This window comes from Phenylobacterium sp. (genome assembly GCF_030646615.1).
Lineage (GTDB): Bacteria > Pseudomonadota > Alphaproteobacteria > Caulobacterales > Caulobacteraceae > Phenylobacterium.
The window spans coordinates 1-21913 of the sequence record NZ_JAUSLG010000100.1 but is presented as its reverse complement, the minus strand read 5'-3'; the positions used below and the strand labels follow the sequence as shown (position 1 = coordinate 21913).

21 protein-coding genes are annotated in these 21913 nt (G+C 69.3%); 12 read left to right on the top strand and 9 right to left on the bottom strand.

Annotated elements, in window-relative coordinates:
- The first annotated feature begins 2 nt into the window (after positions 1-2).
- The 4 genes from Q7S93_RS18145 (at position 3) to Q7S93_RS18130 (ending at position 4345) form a co-directional block, all read left to right on the top strand.
- A complete protein-coding gene (locus Q7S93_RS18145; protein WP_370652219.1) occupies positions 3-290 on the top strand; it encodes a hypothetical protein in 288 nt (95 codons plus the stop codon).
- On the top strand, positions 287-1252 hold the full coding sequence (locus Q7S93_RS18140; protein WP_304716078.1) for a KpsF/GutQ family sugar-phosphate isomerase: 966 nt from the start codon (positions 287-289) through the stop codon (positions 1250-1252). Before Q7S93_RS18145 ends, Q7S93_RS18140 begins: the two co-directional genes overlap by 4 nt.
- A 152-nt stretch (positions 1253-1404) precedes the next feature.
- Positions 1405-2907: a phosphomannomutase/phosphoglucomutase gene (locus Q7S93_RS18135; RefSeq protein WP_304716076.1), complete on the top strand. Its 1503-nt coding sequence runs from the start codon at positions 1405-1407 to the stop codon at positions 2905-2907.
- A 133-nt stretch (positions 2908-3040) separates the two neighbouring features.
- Positions 3041-4345 (top strand): UDP-glucose dehydrogenase family protein, encoded by a 1305-nt coding sequence (locus tag Q7S93_RS18130; protein ID WP_304716075.1) that lies wholly within the window; start codon positions 3041-3043, stop codon positions 4343-4345.
- A gap of 13 nt (positions 4346-4358) precedes the next feature.
- Here the strand turns inward: Q7S93_RS18130 and Q7S93_RS18125 are convergent, their stop codons facing one another.
- Both Q7S93_RS18125 and glmM read right to left on the bottom strand, forming a co-directional pair.
- On the bottom strand, positions 4359-4526 hold the full coding sequence (locus Q7S93_RS18125) for a hypothetical protein (protein WP_304716074.1): 168 nt from the start codon (positions 4524-4526) through the stop codon (positions 4359-4361).
- A 127-nt stretch (positions 4527-4653) separates the two neighbouring features.
- Complete coding sequence (glmM, locus tag Q7S93_RS18120) at positions 4654-6006, bottom strand: phosphoglucosamine mutase (RefSeq protein WP_304716071.1); 1353 nt, start codon at positions 6004-6006, stop codon at positions 4654-4656.
- Between the two features lie 125 nt (positions 6007-6131).
- Here glmM and glmS point away from each other — a divergent pair, with 125 nt between their 5' ends.
- From glmS to Q7S93_RS18105, 3 genes are all read left to right on the top strand, one after another.
- Positions 6132-7952 carry a glutamine--fructose-6-phosphate transaminase (isomerizing) gene (gene glmS, locus Q7S93_RS18115; RefSeq protein ID WP_304716067.1) on the top strand — a complete coding sequence of 607 codons (1821 nt, stop codon included), beginning with the start codon at positions 6132-6134 and terminating at the stop codon, positions 7950-7952.
- 175 nt (positions 7953-8127) lie between these two features.
- Positions 8128-9294 carry an MFS transporter gene (locus tag Q7S93_RS18110; RefSeq protein ID WP_304716065.1) on the top strand — a complete coding sequence of 389 codons (1167 nt, stop codon included), beginning with the start codon at positions 8128-8130 and terminating at the stop codon, positions 9292-9294.
- Between the two features lie 115 nt (positions 9295-9409).
- Positions 9410-9793: a response regulator gene (locus Q7S93_RS18105; RefSeq protein ID WP_304716063.1), complete on the top strand. Its 384-nt coding sequence runs from the start codon at positions 9410-9412 to the stop codon at positions 9791-9793.
- Between the two features lie 19 nt (positions 9794-9812).
- Here Q7S93_RS18105 and Q7S93_RS18100 read toward each other — a convergent pair whose 3' ends face one another.
- Together Q7S93_RS18100 and Q7S93_RS18095 are read right to left on the bottom strand one after the other, a co-directional pair.
- Positions 9813-11699, bottom strand: a complete 1887-nt coding sequence (locus Q7S93_RS18100) for a BCCT family transporter (RefSeq protein WP_304716061.1) — start codon at positions 11697-11699, stop codon at positions 9813-9815.
- Positions 11700-11813: 114 nt separating this feature from the next.
- Positions 11814-12374, bottom strand: coding sequence for an HNH endonuclease (locus tag Q7S93_RS18095; protein WP_304716057.1), 561 nt, complete (start codon positions 12372-12374; stop codon positions 11814-11816).
- 471 nt (positions 12375-12845) lie between these two features.
- Between Q7S93_RS18095 and Q7S93_RS18090 the strand changes: the two genes are divergently transcribed.
- The 3 genes from Q7S93_RS18090 to Q7S93_RS18080 are packed head-to-tail and all read left to right on the top strand — an operon-like array spanning position 12846 to position 15251.
- Positions 12846-13475: a TetR/AcrR family transcriptional regulator gene (locus tag Q7S93_RS18090; protein WP_304716056.1), complete on the top strand. Its 630-nt coding sequence runs from the start codon at positions 12846-12848 to the stop codon at positions 13473-13475.
- A 10-nt stretch (positions 13476-13485) separates the two neighbouring features.
- Positions 13486-14337, top strand: coding sequence for a tRNA glutamyl-Q(34) synthetase GluQRS (gene gluQRS, locus Q7S93_RS18085; protein ID WP_304716053.1), 852 nt, complete (start codon positions 13486-13488; stop codon positions 14335-14337).
- Positions 14334-15251, top strand: a complete 918-nt coding sequence (locus tag Q7S93_RS18080) for a DMT family transporter (RefSeq protein WP_304716051.1) — start codon at positions 14334-14336, stop codon at positions 15249-15251. Before gluQRS ends, Q7S93_RS18080 begins: the two co-directional genes overlap by 4 nt.
- Here the strand turns inward: Q7S93_RS18080 and Q7S93_RS18075 are convergent.
- Genes Q7S93_RS18075 through bioF form a run of 3 tightly spaced genes read right to left on the bottom strand, consistent with a single transcriptional unit; the run spans position 15248 to position 18511 of the window.
- Complete coding sequence (locus Q7S93_RS18075; protein ID WP_304716050.1) at positions 15248-16669, bottom strand: protein adenylyltransferase SelO; 1422 nt, start codon at positions 16667-16669, stop codon at positions 15248-15250. The genes Q7S93_RS18080 and Q7S93_RS18075 overlap by 4 nt on opposite strands.
- 28 nt (positions 16670-16697) lie before the next feature.
- On the bottom strand, positions 16698-17357 hold the full coding sequence (gene bioD, locus Q7S93_RS18070) for a dethiobiotin synthase (RefSeq protein WP_304716049.1): 660 nt from the start codon (positions 17355-17357) through the stop codon (positions 16698-16700).
- Positions 17357-18511, bottom strand: a complete 1155-nt coding sequence (gene bioF / locus Q7S93_RS18065) for an 8-amino-7-oxononanoate synthase (protein WP_304716048.1) — start codon at positions 18509-18511, stop codon at positions 17357-17359. The genes bioD and bioF overlap by 1 nt, the downstream gene beginning before the upstream one ends.
- A gap of 64 nt (positions 18512-18575) precedes the next feature.
- Between bioF and Q7S93_RS18060 the strand changes: the two genes are divergently transcribed.
- Positions 18576-19844: an adenosylmethionine--8-amino-7-oxononanoate transaminase gene (locus Q7S93_RS18060; RefSeq protein WP_304716046.1), complete on the top strand. Its 1269-nt coding sequence runs from the start codon at positions 18576-18578 to the stop codon at positions 19842-19844.
- A gap of 10 nt (positions 19845-19854) precedes the next feature.
- The gene (locus Q7S93_RS18055) at positions 19855-20262 is read left to right on the top strand and encodes a globin (RefSeq protein WP_304716045.1); all 408 of its coding nucleotides are present in this window, start codon (positions 19855-19857) and stop codon (positions 20260-20262) included.
- Positions 20263-20267: 5 nt separating this feature from the next.
- On the opposite strand, the gene Q7S93_RS18050 is transcribed toward Q7S93_RS18055, so the two are convergent.
- Positions 20268-21203: an alpha/beta hydrolase gene (locus Q7S93_RS18050; RefSeq protein WP_304716044.1), complete on the bottom strand. Its 936-nt coding sequence runs from the start codon at positions 21201-21203 to the stop codon at positions 20268-20270.
- 110 nt (positions 21204-21313) lie between these two features.
- Positions 21314-21913 (bottom strand): aldehyde dehydrogenase family protein (locus Q7S93_RS18045; protein ID WP_304716043.1); only part of this gene is annotated, 600 nt, incomplete at its 5' end.

Sequence of the window (21913 nt, the reverse complement as noted above, 5' to 3'; positions counted from 1 at the left end):
CCTTGGGCGTGGCCCAGGACGATGGGAGCGGCTATATCCACCGGATGCTGGATCGCTTCTTCTTTCCGCTGCTCGGCCTCGCCGCCGTCCTGACCATCGCCGTGGCGCTCGTATGGCCCCAGGGGATCGGCGCCCGCTCGCCCGGCCCCTTTGGCCATGAGCCCGTGCTCCAGACCCCGGAGATGAAGGCCGCCATGGAACGCCAGACCAAGGCCTCCGCAGACCGCCTGAACAGGGCGCGGGAAACCATGCGCGGTCTGCAGGACCAAGCGGTCGCACCCCAGCCATGAGCCGTTTCGACGCCGTCGCCGTCGGCCGCCGGGTGCTGGCCGCCGAATCCGCCGCCCTCGGCCAGCAGGCTCAGGGCCTGGACGAGAGCTTCGTCCAGGCGGTCGACATCCTGTTCGCCGCCCAGGGCCGCATCGCCTGCACCGGCATCGGCAAGTCCGGCCATGTGGCGCGCAAGATCGCCGCCACCTTCGCCTCCACCGGCTCGGCCGCCTTCTTCGTCCATGCGTCGGAGGCCAGCCACGGTGATCTGGGCATGATCGGCCAGGAGGACGCCATCCTGGCCCTGTCCAAGTCCGGCGAGGTGCGCGAGCTTTCCGACATCCTGGCCTATGCCAAGCGCTTCCGGATTCCGCTGATCGCCCTCACCGCCGCCCCGGCCAGCGCCCTGGGCCAGGCGGCCGACGTGGTGCTGAAGCTGGCCGATGCGCCGGAGGCCACCGCCGAGGTCAATGCGCCCACCACCTCGACCACCCTGCAGATCGCGCTCGGCGACGCCCTGGCCGTGGCCCTGCTGGAGCGCCGTGGGTTCACCGCCAAGGACTTCAAGACCTTCCATCCCGGCGGCAAGCTGGGCGCCATGCTGCGGACGGTCGGCGACCTGATGCATGGGCCGGCCGAATTGCCCCTGGTCGCCCACGACACCCCCATGCCCGAAGCCCTGCTGATCATGACCGAGAAGCGGTGGGGCATTGTCGGGGTCACCGATGATCAGGGCCGGCTGGCCGGCGCCATCACCGACGGCGATCTGCGCCGCCACATCGAGGGCCTGCTGTCCCACACCGCGGGCCAGGTGATGACCGCGGGGCCGAAGAAGACCGTGCCGCCGTCGATGATGGCGTCAGAGGCGCTCGCCCTGATGAGCGATCCGCCGCCTTCGGTGACGGTGCTGTTCGTGGTGGAGAACGAGCGTCCCGTAGGCATATTGCACGTCCACGACCTGCTTCGGGCAGGCGTGATGTAGCAAACGTCGCCAACCGGCCTTAGGGGCTTCGCCTAGAGCCTTAGGTCCTGAGCACGTTTCGTCCGATAATCGGTTCCCACCTATCGGAACGCGCCCTGGGCCTGCGGGCCAGTCCTTTCCCGAGCTGTCGACCACCCACCTGCGGAGTCCAGATGCTTCTCGCCCCCAGCGCCGATCTCGTTCCCAATACGCTCGCCTATGAGAACCAGCCCCTGGTGAAGGCCACCGGCTTTCGGGAATACGATGCGCGGTGGCTGTTTGGCCCGGACATCAACCTGCTTGGCGTCGAGGCCCTCGGCATGGGCCTGGGAACCCTGATCCAGCAGATGGGGCAGACCAAGATCGTGGTCGGCCACGACTTCCGCTCCTACTCCCTGTCGATCAAGCAGGCCCTCACGCTCGGCCTGATCCAGGCCGGCTGCGAGGTGCTGGACATCGGCCTGGCCCTGTCGCCCATCGCCTATTTCGCCCAGTTCGACCTGGACGCCCCCTGTGTGGCCATGGTCACCGCCAGCCACAATGAAAACGGCTGGACCGGGGTGAAGATGGGGGCCCAGCGGCCCCTGACCTTCGGCCCCGACGAGATGGGCCGGCTGAAGGAGATCGTCCTGGGGGGCGCTTGGGAGCTGCGGCCGGGCGGCAGCCTGACCCACGTCACCGGCGTGGCCGAGCGCTATGTGGACGATGTGGTGGCCGGCGTCAGCCTGAAGCGGCCGCTCAAGGTGGTCTGCGCCTGTGGCAACGGCACGGCCGGCGCCTTCGCCGCCGAGGCCCTGCGCCGGATGGGGGTGGCCGTGGTCTATGAGATGGACTGCGACCTGGACTGGACCTTCCCCAAGTACAATCCCAACCCCGAAGACCAGGAAATGCTGCACGAGATGGCCAAGGCCGTCCGTCAGTACGGCGCCGACTGCGCCCTCGGTTTCGACGGGGATGGCGACCGTTGCGGCGTGGTGGACGATGAGGGCGAGGAGATCTTCGCCGACAAGATCGGTCTGATGCTGGCCCGCGACCTTTCGGCGCTGCACAAGGACGCCACCTTCGTCGTCGATGTGAAGTCCACCGGCCTCTACGCCACCGACGAGGTGCTGGCCGCCAACGGCGCCACGACCGTCTACTGGAAGACCGGCCACTCCTATATCAAGCGCAAGACCGCCGAGCTGAAGGCCCTGGCCGGCTTCGAGAAGAGCGGCCACTTCTTCTTCAACGATCCCATCGGCCGCGGCTATGACGACGGCCTGGTGGCCGCCGCCGCCATCCTGTCAATGCTCGACCGCAACCCCGACAAGAAGCTGTCGGATCTGAAGAAGGCCCTGCCGGTCGCCTACACCTCCCTGACCATGTCCCCCCATTGCCCGGACGAGGAAAAGTACGGCGTGGTCGAGAAGATCGTCGCCGAGTACCAGGCCCTGCAGGCCGCAGGCGGCACGATCCTGGGCCGCAAGATCGCCGACCTGATCACCGTCAACGGCGTGCGCGTGGCCCTGGAGGACGGCTCCTGGGTGCTGGTTCGGGCCTCATCCAACAAGCCGGAGATCGTCGTGGTGGTGGAAAGCACGACCTCGGCCGACGACATGCGCGCCCTTTTCCACCAGGAGGTGAAGCCGCGCCTGAGCCAGCATCCGCAGGTGGGCGGCTACAACCAGGAAATCTGAGCCCGCCCAGATTCGTCGATCGCTCGGCAAGGTCCCTATCTGGCGGCGCACCTCCAGTTTCGGCTAGACCTTCGCCCAGGCCGCCCGCCACGCGGCTGCGGCGCGTCGATGAGTCCAGGACGGGAACCCACGCATGCAAGTAGCGATGATCGGGACGGGCTATGTGGGCCTGGTGAGCGGCGCCTGCTTCGCCGACTTCGGCCATGTGGTGACCTGCATCGACAAGGATGCGGGCAAGATCGGCCGCCTGCGTGAGGGCGGCATTCCGATCTTCGAGCCGGGGCTCGAGGGGCTGGTGGCGCGCAATGTGGCGGCCGGCCGGCTGTTCTTCGAGACCGAGGCGGCGGCGGCGGTGGCCAAGGCCGATGCGGTGTTCATCGCCGTGGGCACGCCCTCGCGGCGGGGCGATGGGCATGCGGACCTGTCCTACGTCTATGCCGCGGCCGAGGAGATCGCCGATCTGATGGACGGCTTCACCGTGGTGGTGACCAAGTCCACCGTGCCGGTGGGCACCGGCGACGAGATCGAGAAGATCATCCGCGCCAAGCGTCCCGACGCCCAGTTCGCGGTGGTCTCCAACCCGGAGTTCCTGCGGGAAGGGGCGGCCATCGAGGACTTCAAGCGCCCCGACCGGGTGGTGGTGGGGCTGGAGGACGAGCGAGCCCGGCCGGTGATGAGCGAGCTCTACCGGCCGCTGTTCCTCAACGAAACGCCCATCGTCTTCACCGGCCGGCGGACCAGCGAGCTGATCAAATATGCGGCCAACGCCTTCCTGGCCATGAAGATCACCTTCATCAACGAGATGGCCGATCTCTGCGAAGCCGTCGGCGCCGACGTGCAGCAGGTGGCCAAGGGCATCGGCCTGGACGGGCGGATCGGATCGAAGTTCCTGAACGCCGGGCCAGGCTATGGCGGGTCGTGCTTCCCGAAGGACACCCTGGCCCTGGTGCGCACCGCCACCGACTTCGGCGCGCCGGTGCAGCTGATCGAGACCACGGTTCGCGTCAATGACCAGCGCAAGAAGGCCATGGCCCAGAAGGTCATTGCGGCCATGGGCGGGGATCTGGCGGGCAAGAAGGTCGGCGTGCTCGGCCTGACCTTCAAGCCCAATACCGACGACATGCGCGATGCGCCGAGCCTGGACATCATCCCGGCCCTGCAGGCGGCCGGCGCGACCATCAGCGCCTTCGATCCTGAGGGCGAGGCCGAAGCGCGGCATCTGCTGAAGGACGTCCACTTCGCCGCAGATCCCTATGCCGCGGCCATGGGCGCCGACGCGGTGGTGATCATCACCGAATGGGATCAGTTCCGGGCGCTGGACCTCGATCGGCTCAAGGCCGACATGGCCGCCCCCGTGCTCATCGATCTGCGTAACATCTACAACCCCGGCGAGGTGCGTCGGCAGGGCTTCAGCTATACCAGCGTCGGGCGGCTCTAGGGCGTTGAGCCCCTCAGCCAGCCCCGAGCAGCAGGGTCATGAGCTGCTGGACGATCCATACAGCGCCGGCCCAGAAGGCGATGGAAATGGCGGCGACAAAGGCCATGCAGGCGATGGACGCCGGAGCGCCTCGGCCTGCGTGCCCTTGCCTGCGGCCCGCGAGCGCGGGGTTCCGAGACATGCATTTCTCCCAGTCGTATCTTTGTCTCCACCCCGGTCGAGCGAAGTGGACATTACGAAACTGACATAATGCGCAGGGCTTGGATAGGGGTTTCTGAAAGCCTTTCAGCCGCCGGCTAAGGCGCGCCTCAGGCGGCGGCCTGGCGCACCACGCCGGCCAGTTCGTGGACGATGTCGAAGATCAGCTTTTCATCGTCGCCTTCGGCCATGATGCGAATCAGCGGCTCGGTCCCCGAGGCCCGGACCAGCAGCCTGCCCGACCCGTTCAGCCGCTGTTCGGCCAGGGCGATGGCGCCCTTGACGTTCTCGCTCTCCAGGGGACGACCGCCGCCGAAACGCACATTTTCAAGAAGCTGCGGCACCGGCTCGAACTGCCGGGCCAGGGCGCTCATCGGCTTGTCGGCCTCCTTCAGCACCGCCAGCACCTGCAGCGCCGCCAGCAGGCCATCGCCAGTGGTGGAGAAGTCCGACAGGATCACGTGGCCCGACTGCTCGCCGCCCAGGTTGAAGCCGCCTTCGCGCATCCGCATCATCACCGCCCGGTCGCCCACGGCGGTGCGCTCGAGCTTCAGCCCCTTCCCGCCCAGGAACCGCTCCAGGCCGAGATTGGACATGACGGTGGCGACCACGCCGCCGCCGGTCAGACGATCACGCTGCGCCCAGTGGGCGGCGATCAGGGCCATGATCTGGTCCCCATCGACCACGCGGCCGGTCTCGTCGCAGATCACCAGGCGGTCGGCGTCGCCGTCGAGCGCGATGCCGATGTCGGCCCGATACTCCTTGACCATCTTGGCCATGGCCTCGGGATGGGTCGACCCGCACTCGCTGTTGATGTTGAAGCCGTTGGGCTCCACGCCTAAGCGCATGACCTCGGCGCCCAGCTCGTAAAGGGCCGTCGGCGCCACCTTGTAGGCCGCCCCATTGGCGCAATCGATGACGATCCGCAGGCCGTTCAGATTCATCCGGCGAGGGAAGGTGGCCTTGGCGATCTCCACATAGCGGGCCTGGGAGTCGTCCACCCGGGCCACGCGGCCCAGGGCGTCCGGCGCCGCCAGACGCTCCTGCAGGCCCTCGTCCATCAGGGCCTCGATCTCCAGCTCGCGGGCGTCGGAGAGCTTGAAGCCGTCGGGACCGAACAGCTTGATGCCGTTGTCGGAATAGGTGTTGTGCGAGGCGCTGATCATCACCCCCAGATCGGCGCGCATGGAGCGCGTCATCATCGCCACCCCCGGCGTCGGGATCGGCCCCAGCAGGCGGACATCCATGCCGACGCTGGCGAAGCCCGCCACCAGGGCCGGCTCGATCATGTAGCCTGACAGCCGGGTGTCCTTGCCGATCACCACCAGGTGGCGCCGTTCGTCCTGCGACATGAAGACCTTGCCGGCGGCCATGCCGACGCGCAGGGCGACCTCGGCGGTCATGGGATGGCGGTTGGCCTCCCCCCGGATGCCGTCGGTTCCAAAATAGGCGCGCTTGGTCATGGTCGGACTCGCGAAACGATCGGAAACCCAGATTTAGTCGACGTCGCGTTTGCGAATGCTAAAGGCGGCGCGGGGCCAGACATTAGTCGCGTCGGCGGCGTCCGACAAAAGGTGAGGTTAAGGCCATGTGCGGCATCATTGGCATCGTCGGCAAGACCCCTGTCCAGGACCGCCTGGTCGAGAGCCTGCTCCGGCTGGAGTACCGGGGCTACGATTCGGCCGGCGTCGCAGGCGTAACGGCGCCCGGCGTGGTCGAGCGCCGCCGGGCCAAGGGCAAGATCCGCGCCCTGCAGGACGTACTGATGGAGACCCCGCTGAAGGCGCAGGTCGGCATCGGCCACACCCGCTGGGCCACCCACGGCGCGCCGGCCGAGCGCAACGCCCACCCCCATTCCGCCGGCCGCGTGACCCTGGTCCATAACGGCATCATCGAGAACTTCGCCGAGCTTCGCCGCGAGTTGGAAGCCCAGGGCCGCGTCTTCGAGAGCGAGACCGACACCGAGACCATCGCTCATCTGCTGGACGCCCAACTTCAGTCGGGGCTGGCGCCGCTGGAAGCGCTGAAGGCCACGCTCGACCGGTTGAGCGGCGCCTTCGCCCTGGCGGTGCTGATCGCCGGCGAAGACGACATGATTCTGGGCGCCCGCCGCGGCAGCCCCCTGGTGGTCGGCTACGGGGACGGCGAGATGTATCTGGGCTCCGACGCCCTGGCCGTCGGCCCCTTCACCAACCGCATCGCCTATCTGGAAGAGGGCGACTATGTGCGGATCGATCACGTCCAGGCCCATATCCTGGACGCCGCCGGCCAGCCGGTCCTGCGCGCCATCAAGCAGGTGGCCCGGGCCGCGGCCCTGGTGGAGCGCGGCAACTATCGGCACTTCATGGAAAAGGAGATCCATGACCAGCCCGACGCCACCCAGCACACCCTGTCGGCCTATATCGATCCGGTGACCGGGCGGGCCACCGCGCCGGGGGGCTTCGACTTCAAGACCGCCGAGCGCCTGCAGATCATCGCCTGCGGCACCTCCAACTATGCCGGCCAGATCGCCCGCTACGCCTTCGAGCGCCTGGCCCGCCTGCCCACCGATGTCGAGGTGGCCTCGGAGTTCCGCTATCGCGAACCGCCCCTGGCGGCTGGCGTCCTGGCCCTGGGGGTCTCCCAGTCCGGCGAGACCGCCGACACCCTGGCGGCCATGCGCTGGTGCAGGGCCCTGGGCCTGCGCACGGCGGCCATGGTCAATGTGCCGGAGTCGAGCATGGCGCGGGAGGCCGACCTGCTGTGGCCCACCCATGCCGGGCCCGAGATCGGCGTCGCCTCCACCAAGGCCTTCACCAGCCAGGTGGCGGCCCTGACCGCGCTGGCCATCGCTGCGGCCGCCGCCCGGGGCCAGATCGACGCGGCCGAAGAGGCGCGGCTGTCCAAGCACCTGCTGGAGGCGCCGCGCCTGATCGCCGAATCGATCGGCGTCGAAGAGGCGATCCGCGCCCTGGCGCCCGAGTTGGCCAAGGCCCGGGACGTCCTCTATTTCGGCCGGGGCGCCATGTTCCCGCTGGCCCTGGAAGGCGCCCTGAAGCTCAAGGAGATCAGCTATATCCATGCCGAGGGCTATGCCGCCGGCGAGCTGAAGCACGGCCCCATCGCCCTGATCGACGAGGCGACGCCGGTCATCGTGATCGCCCCCAGCGACGAGCTGTTTGAAAAGACCATGTCCAATATGAGCGAGGTCGCCGCCCGCGGCGGCCCGATCGTGCTGATCACCGACGAGAAGGGCGCAGCCCACGCCCCGGCCGGCGCCCGGGTGATCATCGCCCCGGCCTGCGACCCGCTGATCGCGCCCCTGGTCATGTCGGCCCCGATCCAGTTGCTGGCCTATCATGTGGCGGTCCAGAAGGGCGCCGACGTGGATCAGCCGCGCAACCTGGCCAAGTCGGTGACCGTCGAATAGGTGTGGGCTCCCGGCGTCTGGCGCCGCCCTCAGAAATCCTGAGATTGACCCCTCGGGCGCCGGCGCTACTGATCGAGGGGCAAGCGGCGCCAGACCGCCCCAGGAGAGGATCGTCCATGCGCCCCAGCCCCATCCGCCGCGGCGCCGGAGTCGTCGTCCCGCTGGATCAGCGCCCTTGAACCTCCGCGTCTTTGTCCTGGCGCTGTCGACCTTCGCCTTCGGGTCGGGCGCCTTCATCTTCGCCGGCCTGCTGGAGCCCATGGCCGTGGAGCTTGGGGTTTCCGTGGGCGCGGTGGGGCAGCTTCAGACCGTCTATGTGCTGACCTCGGCCCTGGCCGGACCGCCGCTGGCCTTCCTGGTCGGCCGATTCGAGCGCAAGCGGGTGCTCCTCCTGGCCCTCTCGTCGGCGGTCCTGCTCAACCTGGCCTGCCTGATGACCGCAGAGTTCGGCGCCCTGCTCGTGCTCCGCGCCGTCCTCGGGGCCATCGGCGCCATGGCGGGCCCGGCGGCCTCGGCCGCCGCCAGCGCCCTGGTCCCGCCGGAACGCCGGGGCTCGGCCCTGGCCATCGTCATGGGCGGCATGACCGTCGCCTTCCTCATGGGCATTCCCCTCGGCAGCGTGGTGGGCTCGGCCTTCGGCTGGCGATCGACCTTCCTGCTGTCGGCGGGCCTGAGCGCCGTGGCCCTGCTCGCCATCGCCCTGTTCGTGCCCAAGGTGACACCGCCGGGGCCTGGCGTCGGCCAGGGCCTGCGGGGGGCTGGCGTGCTGCCCCTGTTCATCTCCACCTTTCTGGCCTTCGGGGCCAATATGACCATCACCACCTATATCGCGCCCATCCTGCGGCTGCAGATCGAGGTGACCGGCGCGGGCGTCGCCGCCTTCCAGATGCTGGTCGGGGTGGGCAGTTTCCTCGGCCTCACCCTCGGCGGCCGCGCCGCCGACAAGGGCGCGGGGGGCTTGAGCGTCACCCTGGGCTTTCTGGGCCTGGCCACGGCGGCGGCCCTGCACAGCCTTGAACTCGCCCGGACCGGCGTCCCTGGGGTCGGCGCCTACGCCATTGTCGGCCTGGCGGTCCTCACCGGCTCCACGGCGCTGTTCTCCATCCTGCCGGTCATCCAGACCCGGCTGATCCAGCGGGCGCCGGCCTCGGCCCCCCTGGCCCTGGCCTTCAACGGCTCCTCGGCCTCGCTGGGCCAGGCCTTTGGCGGGGCGCTGGGCGGGACATTGCTGGTCCAGGGCGGCGCCCTCTCCGTCACCTTCGCTGGCGGCGCAATCGCACTGGCCGCCGTGATATTCTGGCGGCTGACCCATCGCGGCGGCGCGTCCACCGCCGCCGGCTGAGGCGGGCGCCACGCCTGAGGCCGCATAGCGCGCACCACTCGCCCCAGGGGCGAGAAAGGTGTGCGCCCTGAGGCAAAATCTCCTAGAAACGGCTCGATTCTCTGGAGCCGATTTAATGACTGATCGACCGCTGTTACTTTTGGTCGACGATGACGTAACATTGTTACGAGCCACCTCCGCAATACTGGAGGTCGAGGGGTTCGACACTATTCTGTCTGACACGGCCACCCGGGCGATCGAGTTCCTGCAGCATCTTCCGGTCGCCGCCGTGATCGTCGATATCTTCATGCCGGATCAGGACGGGATGGAAACCATTGGCCAGATCCATGGCCGCTGGCCCAACCTGCCGATCATCGCCATGTCGGGCGGCTGGCGCACCATCAGCCCCGAGACCATCCTGGACACCGCCCAGGCCCTGGGCGCCCAGGGCGCCTTGAGCAAACCCTTCGACCGCCAGACCTTGCTCGCCGCTGTCCGAGGCGTTCTGGCTGCGCCTTAGCGCTTTAGAGCGCTCACATCTAGGCCATCCGCCAGCGGCGCAGATGCTCAAGGACGTCGGCGACGAGCTGCTCGCGGGTGAAGCCCGTGACGTCCCGCGCGCGGCTCACGTCATCGGACCGTGCGACGAGGCGCCATTCCATCGCCCGCCGCCGTTCCGGAGCGTCCAGCGCCGTCATGGCCGGACGAGGACGGTCGTGCGCCGCCAGCTGATAGTGGAAGGACCTGCCGGGGCCTGGCGCCGTCAGGGTGATGGCGTCCTCATCGCGTCGAACCTCCGTGATCAGGCCCTCGGCCGCCAGGCCTTCGCTGACGCTCTCCAGGGCCGGCAGGGCGACACGGTCTATCTGGCGCTGGATATCGCGCCGGCTGGCGGGGGCCAGCAGGCGCTTCAGCTGCTCGGCCAGGGGCGGCCCCTCAGTCTCGACGACCCGGCCGGCCACATCGGCGTTCATCTGCCGCGTGAGGCCGACCGACAGCAGGATCATGATCACCGTGAAGGGCAGCGCCGCCACCAGGGTGGCGGCCTGCAGGGCGCCCAGGCCGCCAGCCAGGAGCAGCAGGGCCGCGACCAGCCCCAGCAGCAGGCACCAGTAGACCCGCTGCCAGCGCGGCGTGTCGTCGGCGCCGCCCGAGGCCAGGGTGTCGATCACCAGGGAGCCGGAGTCCGCCGAGGTGATGAAGAAGACCGCCACCAGCACCACGGCGATGGTGGAGGTCACGGCAGCCCCCGGCAACTCGGCGAAGAACCGGAAAAGAGCCGTCGACAGGTCTTCGGTCACCGCCGCTGAAATCGCCCCGGCCGCCGTCCCCATGTCGAGACTGATGGCGGTGTTGCCGAAGATGGTCATCCACAGGAAGGTGAAGCCGGCCGGAACCAGCAGCACGTTGAGGATGAACTGGCGCACCGTGCGCCCGCGCGAAATCCGCGCGATGAACATGCCCACGAACGGCGACCAGGCGATCCACCACGCCCAGTAGAACAGGGTCCAGTCGGCCATCCAGCCCCGCGGCTCATAGGCGTAGAGGGTGAAGGTGCGGATGAAGAAGTGGTCCAGATAGAGGCCGAAATTCTGCACCAGGGCCTTCAGCAGAAAGCCCGTGGGCCCCACCACCAGCACGAAGAGCATCAGCAGGACCGCCAGGACCAGGTTCAGCTCCGACAGGCGCCGGACCCCCTTGTCGAGGCCCGTCAGCACCGAGACTGTGGCGGCGGCCATGACCAGGGCGATCAGGGCGCACTGCATCAGCGCGGTGTTGGGCAGGCCGATCAGATAGTTGAGGCCGCTGTTGATCTGGGACACGCCAAAGCCCAGGGACGTGGCGATGCCGAAGACAGTTCCGCAGACGGCGAAGATGTCCACCGCATCGCCGATGGGACCGTTGGTGCGCTTGCCCAGCAGGGGCGACAGGCCCGAGCGCAGGGTCAGCGGCAGCCCCTTGCGATGGGCGAAGAAGCCGAGGCTCAGCCCCACCAGCGCATAGATGGCCCAGGCGTGGACGCCGTAGTGGGTGAAGGTGATCACCATCGCCTCGCGGGCGGCGGCGAAGGTCCCCGGCTCGGCCTCCGGCGGGCTGACATAGTGCTGGATCGGCTCGGCGACGCCGAAATACATCAGCCCGATGCCCATGCCGGCCGCAAACAGCATGGCCAGCCAGGAGGCGTAGGGGAAGTCCGGCTCGCAATCGTCGGGGCCGAGCTTCAGGCTCCCGGTCGGCCCAAGCGCCAGAAACAGCACTAGGCCCAGGAACCCGGCGACGGCGGCGACATAGAACCAGCCGAAGGTGTCGATGACCCAGTTCTGGGACGACTGGAAGAAGCGGTCCGACTGGTCCGGCGCGGCCACAGCCACTGTCAGCAGCGCCCCGACGATCAGGCTGGCGCCCCAGAAGACGCGTGGATTCATTTGGGTGCGTAGAATGGTCCCGTCTCCTCCGAACCGGCCAGCCTGCTCTGGAAGCGTCGCCATAGCGAACGCCCGGGACGCCAGGACGTTCACAGGCCCTGAACTCAAGCGCCCTCAGGCCTCCAGTTCGATGTCCCAGTAGAGGTAGTCGAGCCAGCTCTGGTGGAGGAAGTTGGGGGGAAAGCGGCGGCCCCGCTCCTGAAGCTCGTAGGCCTGGGGCCGGCGGGGGATCATCAGGGGGCGCATGCCGGCTTCCTGCGGCGTGCGTCCGCCCTTGGCCAGGTTGCAGGGGGCGCAGGCGGTGACGATGTTCTCCCAGCTGGTCCGACCACCCCGCGACCTGGGTACGACGTGGTCGAAGGTCAGGTCCTCGCCGGACCGGCAGTACTGGCAGGCGAAGCCGTCCCGCAGGAAGAGGTTGAAGCGGGTGAAGGCCGGGGGCCGGTCCTGCGTCACATAGTGCTTCAGCGAGACGACGCTGGGCAGACGCATGGAGAAGGAGGGCGAGCGGATCACATGGTCATAGGTGGAGACCACATCGACGCGGTCGAGGAAGACCGCCTTGATCACCTCCTGCCAGGGCCAGACCGACAGGGGATAGTAGCTGAGCGGCCGATAGTCGGCGTTGAGGACCAGGGCCGGCCAGCCTGAAGGGGGATGGGCGATCACCTGCATCGCCGGCGTCTCCGGCGGGGGGGCCCCAAGGGCCGGCTGTCAAAGGCACAGAGACTGAAGACGAAGCTCCTCTCTTGCATTCAGCATCAGGCCCATTCCGCCCGATCAACAGATCATAGGCCCGATTCTGTGACGGCTCCATGGCGTGTCGCCACGGCAGGCGCCCAAAAAAAGAGGGAGCCCGTAAAGGCTCCCTCGAGGCGACAGACTGGGAGAAAACGCGCTCTAGGCGAGGAAGCCGAGCAGGGCGGCCGCGAGGGCCAGGCTGAGGGCGACGAACAGGGCCGGGGTCAGGCGATCGAAGACGCGTTCGGCGGCCGAAAGGGAAGCGAGAGACATGACACACACCTTTGAGTTGGAGCCTCGGGGGAGCGAGGCGATCTGTTATTTGAACAGCGCTAAGATAGACGTCATCTGAGCGGTGTCAAGATGATCTTTACGGCGATCAGATCGCGACCTACACTGTCGGAGATGAAAGAGTCCGAAGCCGCCGATCCGCGCCCCTATCACCATGGCGACCTGCGCCGCGCCCTGGTGGAGGCGGCCGTGCGGCTGGTGGAGGCCGATGGCCCTGGCGCCATGTCCCTGCGGGCCGTGGCGCGGGAGGCGGGCGTCAGCCCAGCGGCGCCCTATCACCATTTCAAGGACAAGAGCGAACTGCTCGACGCGGTGGCCCATGAGGGGTGGGAAAAGCTCGACCTCGCCTTCCAGACGGCCCGGGACGCCCAGACCTCGCCGCCCGACCGGGTGCGCGAACTCGGCGTCGCCTATGTCCGCTTCGCCATGACCCACCCAGCCCTCTACCGCGTCATGTACGACTGCTCGCGGGACAAGGCCGACATGCCCGCCCATGTGCGCGAGAACGAGGAGAGCGCCTATCGGCGGGTCAAGGACGTGCTGATCTCGGCCGGCGCCGATCCGGCCGACGAGGTCGGGCTGGAGCTGGCCACCATCGCCTGCTGGTGCGCCGCCCACGGCTTGGCCGAAATGACCAGCTTCAGGCAGTTCGACGCCCTGAAGGCCGAGCTCGGCGGCGAGGACGCCTTCCTGCGCGGCGTGCTCAGCCATGTGGGGGTGTTCGCCAAGGGTCTGCAGCGCTAAGCCCCTGGGGGTGAGCGCGCCCTTCGTCACCCGTTTCGCCCCCTCCCCCACCGGGCTGCTGCACCGGGGCCACGCCTATTCGGCCCTGCTGGCCCATGAGGCGGCGCGCGCAAACCGCGGGACCTTCCTGCTGCGGATCGAGGACATCGACGCCACGCGGTCACGCAAGGAATTCGAGGCGGCCATCTTCGAGGACCTGGCCTGGCTGGGCCTGTCCTGGCCTGCGCCGGTGCGCCGCCAGTCGGCGCATCTGGCGGATTATGAGGCGGCCCTGTCGCGCCTGGTCGCGGCGGGCCTCGTCTATCGCTGCTTCCGCACCCGCAGGGAGGTGGCCCAAGCCATGGCCAGCGCCCCCCACGGCGCCATGGACACCTTCCGCAGCGACCCATTGCCCTCAGCCGAGGAGGCCGAGCGCCTGGCCCGGGGCGAGCCGTTCGCCTGGCGCCTCTCGCTGGCGGCGGCGCAGGCGCGGCTGGGCGGATTCGGGAACCTGACCTTTCAGGAAGAGGGCGCAGGCCCGAACGGCGAAACCGGCCTGATCCAGGCGCGCCCCGAACTGGGCGGCGACGTCGTCCTGGCGCGCAAGGATGTGGGGGTGGCCTATCACCTGGCCGTGGTGTGCGACGACGCCCTGCAGGGCGTGACCCACATCATTCGCGGCTGCGACCTGTTCGAAGCCGCCCATGTGCAGCGGCTGCTGCAGGCCCTGCTCGGCCTGCCGACACCGGTCTATCGCCACCACCGGCTGCTGGCCGGACCCGACGGGAAGCGCTACGCCAAGCGCGACAAGGCCGAAACCCTGCGCGCCCTGCGCGAGGCCGGCATGACGCCCGAGCGGCTGCGCCAGGAGATGGGTCTTTGAGCGACGCGCCAACCGCCTCCGGCGGCCGGGCCCTGGCGGTCCTGATCTTCGGCGCCGTGGTGATCGGCTTCGTGCCGATCCTCGTTCGGCTGTCGGACACGGGCTCGGCGGCAGCCGGCTTCTGGCGGCTGGCTTTCGCCCTGCCCCTGCTGGCGTTGCTGGCCCAGCGCAGCGGCACGGGCCAGGGCGGACTGGGCCGCCTCCCCTCCCGGCTGGCCATGATCGCCGGCCTCATGTTCGCCCTCGACCTGGGCTTCTGGCACTACGGGATCGCGCTGACCTCGGTGGCCAACGCCACCGTCCTGACCAATCTGACGCCGGTGGTGGTCACCGCGGTGGCCTGGATCTTCCTGGCCCAGAAGCCCCGCATGCTCTTCCTGGTGGCCGTCGGCCTGGCCATTGGCGGGGCGGGGCTGATGGCGGCGGCCAGGGGCGGCGCGCCGGGCGTTTCGCCGGCCTGGGGGAATGCGGCCGCGGCCCTGACCGCCCTCTGGTACGCCTTCTACTTCCTGGCCGTCAGCGCCGCGCGGCGCACCGAGGCGGCCACCCGCATCATGTTCTGGTCAAGCCTGACCGGCGCGCCCCTGCTGCTGATCGCCGCCTTGGCGCTGGGAGAACCGATCCTGCCGGCCAGCCTCGGGGGATGGGCGGCCTGCGCCGGCCTCGGCGTCCTCCATGTGGCGGGCCAGGGCGCCATCGCCTGGGCGCTGGGCCGTCTGCCGCCGGCCACCGCTTCGGTTGTGGTCCTCATCCAGCCGCTGGTGGCGGCCATCGCCGGCTGGATCCTGTTTTCGGAGGCCCTGGGACCGCTCCAGGCCCTGGGCGGCGCCATCACCCTGGCCGGCGTCGCGCTCGCCCAGTGGAGCGCCCGGCCGCCCCGGGCGACGGCGGCCCATGCGTCCAGGCCGATCTAGTCCTCGCTGAGCCCATAGGCCTGGCGGGCGGTCTCGATGGCCGCCAGCTTGGCGTCGAAGGCGCTCCAGTCGTCGGCCTGGTCGATCCGCGCCCAGATGGCCTCGATCTCCTCGTAGATGAGCTCCTGGGGCTCAGGCGCGGCGAAATAGGCGTGCTGCAGGGCTGTGGCTTCGAGGGGCGCGTAGTGGGCGAGCTGCGCCCGGAACTCGGCGAAGGGCGCCTGGCCATAGAGCTCACCCCGCACGCCGGCCAGGGCGCGGCCCTCGTCGCCGCCGAACCAGTCGAAGAAGAAGGGCTCCCACCGCAGGGCCTCGCCCCCGCCGGCCAGGGCCTGGAAGGCCGCCTGGGCGAGGGCGGCGTCGACCTCGGCGCCCCGGCTTCGCACCCCCAGCCGCCGCCGCATGGCCCGGGCGAGCTCGGCCCGATAGGCGCCGGCGAAGATGTTGAGCGCCGCCACCAGCGACTCCTCCTCGCCCACCAGAGTGAAACAGCCGGCCAGTTGGCGCAGATTCCAGAACACCGCCTCGGCCTGCCGTCCGAAGCTGTAGAGCCCGCTCTGGTCGAAATAGGCGGCCACGAAGTTGGCATCGTTGCGCGGCAGGAACCGGTAGGGGCCGTAGTCGAAGCTCTCGCCGGTGATGTTCATGTTGTCGGTGTTGAGCACCCCGTGAACAAAGCCCGCCGCCATCCAGGCCGCCGTCGTCCGGGCCATGCGCCCGATCACCGCCTCCAGCAGGGCCGCAGGGCGATCCTGGGCGGCCTCAAGGGCCGGATAGTAGTGGGCGATCACGTGGTCGATCAGGGCGGAGATCCGCTCAGGACTCTCCTCGAAGGCGTGGCGCTGGAAGGTCCCGAACCGGATGTGGCTGTGCGACAGCCTTGTCAGCACCGCACCGCGGGTCGGGCTGGGCTCGTCATTGCGCTCCAGCGCTTCGCCGGTCTCGATCAGGGAGAAGGAACGCGAGGTTGGCACGCCAAGCGCCTCGAGCAGGGCCGTGGCCAGCACCTCGCGCACGCCCCCCTTCAAGGTCAGGCGGCCGTCGCCGAACCGTGACCAGGGGGTCTGGCCCGAGCCCTTGGCGCCGAAGTCCAGCAGGCGGCCCGTGCCGGCCTCGCGCATCTGGGCGAACAGGAAGCCGCGGCCATCGCCCAGTTCGGGATTGTAGGTGCGGAACTGGTGGCCGTGATAGCGCATGGCCAGGGGCTGGCTCAGATTGTCCGGCAAAGGCGCAAACCGGCCGAATTGAGCGATCCATTCGGCCTCCGTCAGCCCCGCCATCCCCACCCCTATCGCCGCCCGGTTATTGCGATAGCGCAGCAGGGTCTGGGGGAAGTCGGCGGCCGTGACGGGATCGGCGAAGTCCGGCCCCAGGGCGTCGAACTGCGGATCGGGCTGATAGGCGGGCGAGATCGGCATGGTCGGCTCCTATCGGCGGATCTGAGGTTCAGAGCAGGCCGGACGCCCAGTCCTGGCCCCCCCGCGGCGCGGCGAGGACGCGGGCCCCGGAGGAGAAGCGTCTCACATCGGCGAGGGTTTCGGTAAAATCCGGCGCGCCAGGATCAGCGTCCTGGCTGATAACCAGGGCGGCCACCTTCAGCCCCCGGGCGCGCAGCACCTCGGCGGCGGTGAGGGTGTGGCTGATCGCCCCCAGATAGGAGCCGCCCACCAGCACGACGGGGAGGCCAAGGGCGGTCATCAGGTCGAGATTGGTGGCGTCCTCGCTGATCGGCGACATGACCCCGCCGGCGCCCTCGATCAGCATCAGATCGGCATGGGCCTGGGCGCGGGCCTGGTCGCAGAGGGTGATCAGGGTCTCCAGGCGCAGGCTGGCGCCCTCGCGCCGGGCGGCCATGGGCGGCGACAGGGGGGCTGCAAAGCGCAGGGGCGACATGGCCTGGAGGTTGGCCTGGGTCAGGGGACGGCCCAGGGCGGCGAGCAGACGGCCCGGATCGCTGCCACCCCAGTCGGCAGGATCAAGCCCGCTGACCACCGGCTTGAAGGCCTCGACGGACTGGCCCCGCCCCCGGGCAGCGGCGATCAGGGCGCAGGTCACATAGGTCTTGCCCACATCGGTATGGGCGCCGGCGATGAACAGGGCGCGCATCAGGCGGTCTCCATCAGGGCGGCGACGGCCTCGGCGAGACGGTCGATGTCGGCGTCGTCGTGGGCGGCGGTGAAGGCCAGGCGCAGACGGGCGGTCCCGGCGGGCACGGTGGGCGGGCGGATGGCCACGGCCAGGAAGCCCTGCGCCTCCAGGGCCTGCATGGCGGCGAGCGTCCGGCCAGCCTCCCCCAGGACCACCGGGACGATGGGGCTCTGGGCGTCCGGCAGGCCAAGCGCTGTGGTGAACCGGCGGGCCTTGGCCAGGGGGCGGGCGGTGAGGTCTGCATCGCTGGCGATGATGTCCAGGGCCGCGAGCGCCGCGCCAGCGCTGGCCGGGGGCAGGCCGGTGGAATAGACGAAGGTCCGCGCCCGGGTGCGCAGGAGATCGACGACGGGCGCGCTGGCGCAGACATAGGCGCCATAGCCGCCAATCGCCTTGGAGAAGGTGCCCATGGCCAGGTCGATCTTCGCGTCCGGAAACAGGGCGGCCGTTCCATGCCCCTGGCCCACCACGCCCAGGCCATGGGCGTCGTCCACCAGCAGCCAGGCGTCATGGCGCCGGGCCAGGTCGCTGATCGCATCCAGCGGCGCAATGTCGCCGTCCATGGAGAAGACCCCGTCGGTGGCGATCAGGGCGTGGCGCAGGCCGGCCCGCTCGGCGTCGAGCCTGGCCGCCAGATCTGCTCCGTCGTTGTGCGCGAAGGGAATGATTCTGGCCCCCGACAGCTGCGCCCCGGCCCAGATGCAGGCATGGGCCAGTTCGTCGACGAACACGCCGTCCCCCGCGCCGACCACCGTCGGGATCAGGCCGGCATTGGCCAGGTAGCCGGAGCCGAAGACGCAGGCGGCTTCCGTCCCCTTGAACGCGGCCAGCCGCGCCTCGAGCTCGCCCAGCAGGGGATGGTCGCCGGTCACCAGACGGGAGGCGCCTGCGCCGGCCCCATAGGCGCGAACGGCGGCGGCCGCGGCCTCGATCACGGCGGGATGGTGCGACAGGTTCAGATAGTCGTTGCAGGAGAAGGACAGCAGGCGGCGCCCCCCCCGCTCCACCCACAGGCCATCGAGGCGATGGGTGGTCGTCAGCCGCCGACGCAGGTGCGCAGCGTCCAGGTCGGCCAGCTTGGCGGCGGCGAAGGCGGAAAGGGTGTCGGTCACGCCGCGCGGTATGCACGAGGCCGCGCCCGCGTTAAAGCCGCCTTGCTTGCCGAAGGAGGCTTCCATGACCGACTGGCTCGAACGCGGCGCCCCCCATGTATGGCGGCCCTATTGCCAGATGAAGACCGCGCCGCCGCCTCTGGCCGTGGCCCGCACTCAAGGCGCGCGCATCATCCTGGAGGACGGGCGCGAGCTGGTGGACGGGATCGCCAGCTGGTGGACCGCCTGCCACGGCTATAACCATCCCCACATCGCAGGGGCCGTTTCCGACCAACTGGCCCGGGCGCCGCATGTGATGTTCGGGGGCCTGGCCCATGCGCCGGCCTATGACCTGGCGAGGCGTCTGGCGGGCCTGCTGCCCGGCGACCTGGACCACGTCTTCTTCGCCGAAAGCGGCTCGGTCTCGGTGGAGATCGCCATGAAGATGGCGATCCAGTTCTGGATCAATCGCGGCGTGTCCGGCCGCTCGAAATTCGTCAGCTTCCTCGGCGGCTATCACGGCGACACCCTGGCCACCATGACCATCTGCGACCCGGAAGAGGGGATGCACAGCCTGTTCTCCGGGGTGATGCCCAGCCAGCATGTGGTCGCCCTGCCCCGGGACGCCGACAGCGAAGCCGCCCTCGACGCCCTGCTGGCGCAGAAGGGCCATGAGATCGCCGCCCTGATCGTCGAGCCGCGCATTCAGGGCGCCGGCGGCATGCTGATCCACGACGATGAGGTGCTGCGCCGCCTGCGGGGGCTCGCCGACCGCCATGACGCGCTGCTGATCTTCGATGAGATCTTCACCGGCTTTGGCCGCACGGGCGATCTGTTCGCCTGCCAGGGCGCGGGGGTGACGCCGGACATCATCACGCTTTCCAAGGCGCTGACCGGCGGCACCCTGCCCCTGTCGGCCGCCGTGGCCAGCCGCCGGGTCTTCGAGGCCTTCTGGTCGGATGACGCCGGCGCGGCGCTCATGCACGGGCCGACCTATATGGCCAATCCCCTGGCCTGCGCCGCGGCCGGCGCGTCCCTCGACCTCTTCGAAGCGGGCGACTGGAAGGCCGATGTGGCGCGGATCGAGGCCGCCCTGAGGTCGGGCCTGGAGCCCTGTCGGCAGGCCAAGGGGGTGGTCGATGTGCGCACCCTGGGGGCCATCGGGGTGGTGGAGTTCGAGGCCGCGGTCGATGCCGGCGCGCTTTGCCAGCGGTTCGCCGAGCTGGGTTGCTGGATCCGGCCCATGGGCAAGGTGGTCTATCTGACCCCGCCCTTCGTCACCACGGACGACGAGCTGGACCGCCTGACCGGCGCGATCCGAAGCGTACTGGGCGCCCCGGCCGCCGCGGGTTAGGCTCGTGGCCATGGACGTCCAGGCCCTTCTCGACAGCCTTGACCTCGTCGCTGAGCGCAGCGAGGACCCTGCGCCTCAGGTCTATGCCCGCCTGTTCGCCCGCTATCCCGAGACCGAGGCCCTGTTCATGGGCGACAAGCGGGGCGCGGCCCGGGGGCAGATGCTGCGCCAGGCCATCGAGACCCTGCTGGACTATCTGGGCCCCAACGCCTTCGCGGCCAACTTCCTGCGGGCCGAGCTGCGCAATCACGACGACATCGGCGTGCCGGCCGAGATCTTCCCCGCCTTCTACCAGGCCATGGCCGAGGCCTTCGCCGATATTCTGGGCGAGGCCTGGACCCCGGACATGCAGGCCGCCTGGGACGCCCTGACCGCACAGGTCGGGCAGATCGTCCGGGCCGAAGCCCAGACGATCTGAACGGTTCAGGCGAGCGCCGCCTTGAGGGACGCCGCCGTGGCCTTGGCCGCCTCGCCCACGGCCGGCGAGACATCGGCCATGATGTAGAAGTCGTGGATCAGGTTGGGATACTCGACGTGCTCGACCTTGACGCCCGCCGCCCTCAGGCGCCCGGCATGGTCGCGGCCCTCGTCCTTCAGCGGGTCGAAGCCCGCCGTGACCACCAGGGCCGGCGGCAGGCCCGCGCAGTCCACCTGGCCCAGCATGGCCCGGTGGGACTGGGGATGGCCGATGGCCGCCAGGCACTTGTCGAACCAGGCGATGGCCTGCCTGGTCAGCAGGGGACCATCGAGGGCCTGGCGCGAGGCCGTCTCCGTCTCCGGCCAGATGCCCGGATAGAGCAGCAGCTGGAAGGCCAGCCGGCGCTGGGGATCATCCCTCAGGTCGGCGGCCACCGAGGCGGCCAGGTTTCCGCCGGCTGAATCCCCGCCCACGGCGATGCGGGCCGGATCGAAGCCGATCTCCGCGGCGTGGTCGAAGGCCCAGCGGGTGGCGGCGAGCGCATCGTCATGACTGGCGGGGAAGGGATTTTCCGGCGCCAGGCGGTAGTCCACCGACAGCACCCGGACGCCGGCGAGCGACGCCATCCGCCGGCAATGGCCGTCATGGCTCTCCAGGTCGCCGATCACGAAGCCGCCGCCATGGAAATAGACCAGGCCGCCGGTGGTCGAAGGCGCCCCGGCCGGGGTGTAGAGCCTGGCCGGAATCTCGCCGGCCGCGCCTTCGACCTTCAGGTCGCGGACGGCGACATCCTTGGGCGCATTCTGGTCGGCGGCCTGGCGCTGCATGCGATAGCCGGCGCGGACCATGTCCGGCGGCAGGGCGTCCAGGGGCGGAGGGGTCTGACCCTCGGCGGCCTTGGCCTGGGCCTCCAGCATGGCCTGGAAGTGGGGATCCATCATCGGCGTCATCCTCCTGGTGGTCGTCTTGAGCGGTCGTCGCGCTCTTGCCGGCGCGATCACGAAAACGGCCCCCGACATCGCCGGGGGCCGCTGGTCTTTCGAGCCGAAGCCTACTCGGCGGCTTCCTTGGGCGCGTAGCCCATGACCGCCTTGACCTCGAGGAACTCGTGGAAGGCGAAATCGCCCCACTCGCGCCCGTTGCCGCTCATCTTGAAGCCGCCGAAGGGGGCGGTCATGTCCGAGGCGCCGTTGATCGACACCTGGCCGGCGCGGAGCTTCGAAGCGACTTCGCGGGCCTTGGCCAGGTCGGCGCCGTTCACATAAGCCGCCAGGCCGTATTCGGTGTCGTTGCCGATGGCGATGGCCTGGTCGAGGCTCTCATAGCCAAGGATCGACAGGACGGGGCCGAAGATCTCTTCCTTCGAGATCGTCATCTCCGGCTTCACATTGGCGAAGACGGTGGGCTTCACATAGTAGCCCTTGTCCAGGCCCTCGGGACGACCGGTCCCGCCGGCCACCAGGGTGGCGCCCTCGTCGATACCCTTCTGGATCAGGCCCTGGATCTTGTCCCACTGGGTCTTGGAGACCACCGGGCCCAGCATGGCGTTGCCGGTGGGATCGCCCACCGTCACCTGGGCGGCGGCTTCCTTGGCCGCGGCGATCGCCTCGTCCATCCGCTTGGAGGGGACCAGCATCCGGGTCGGCGCGTT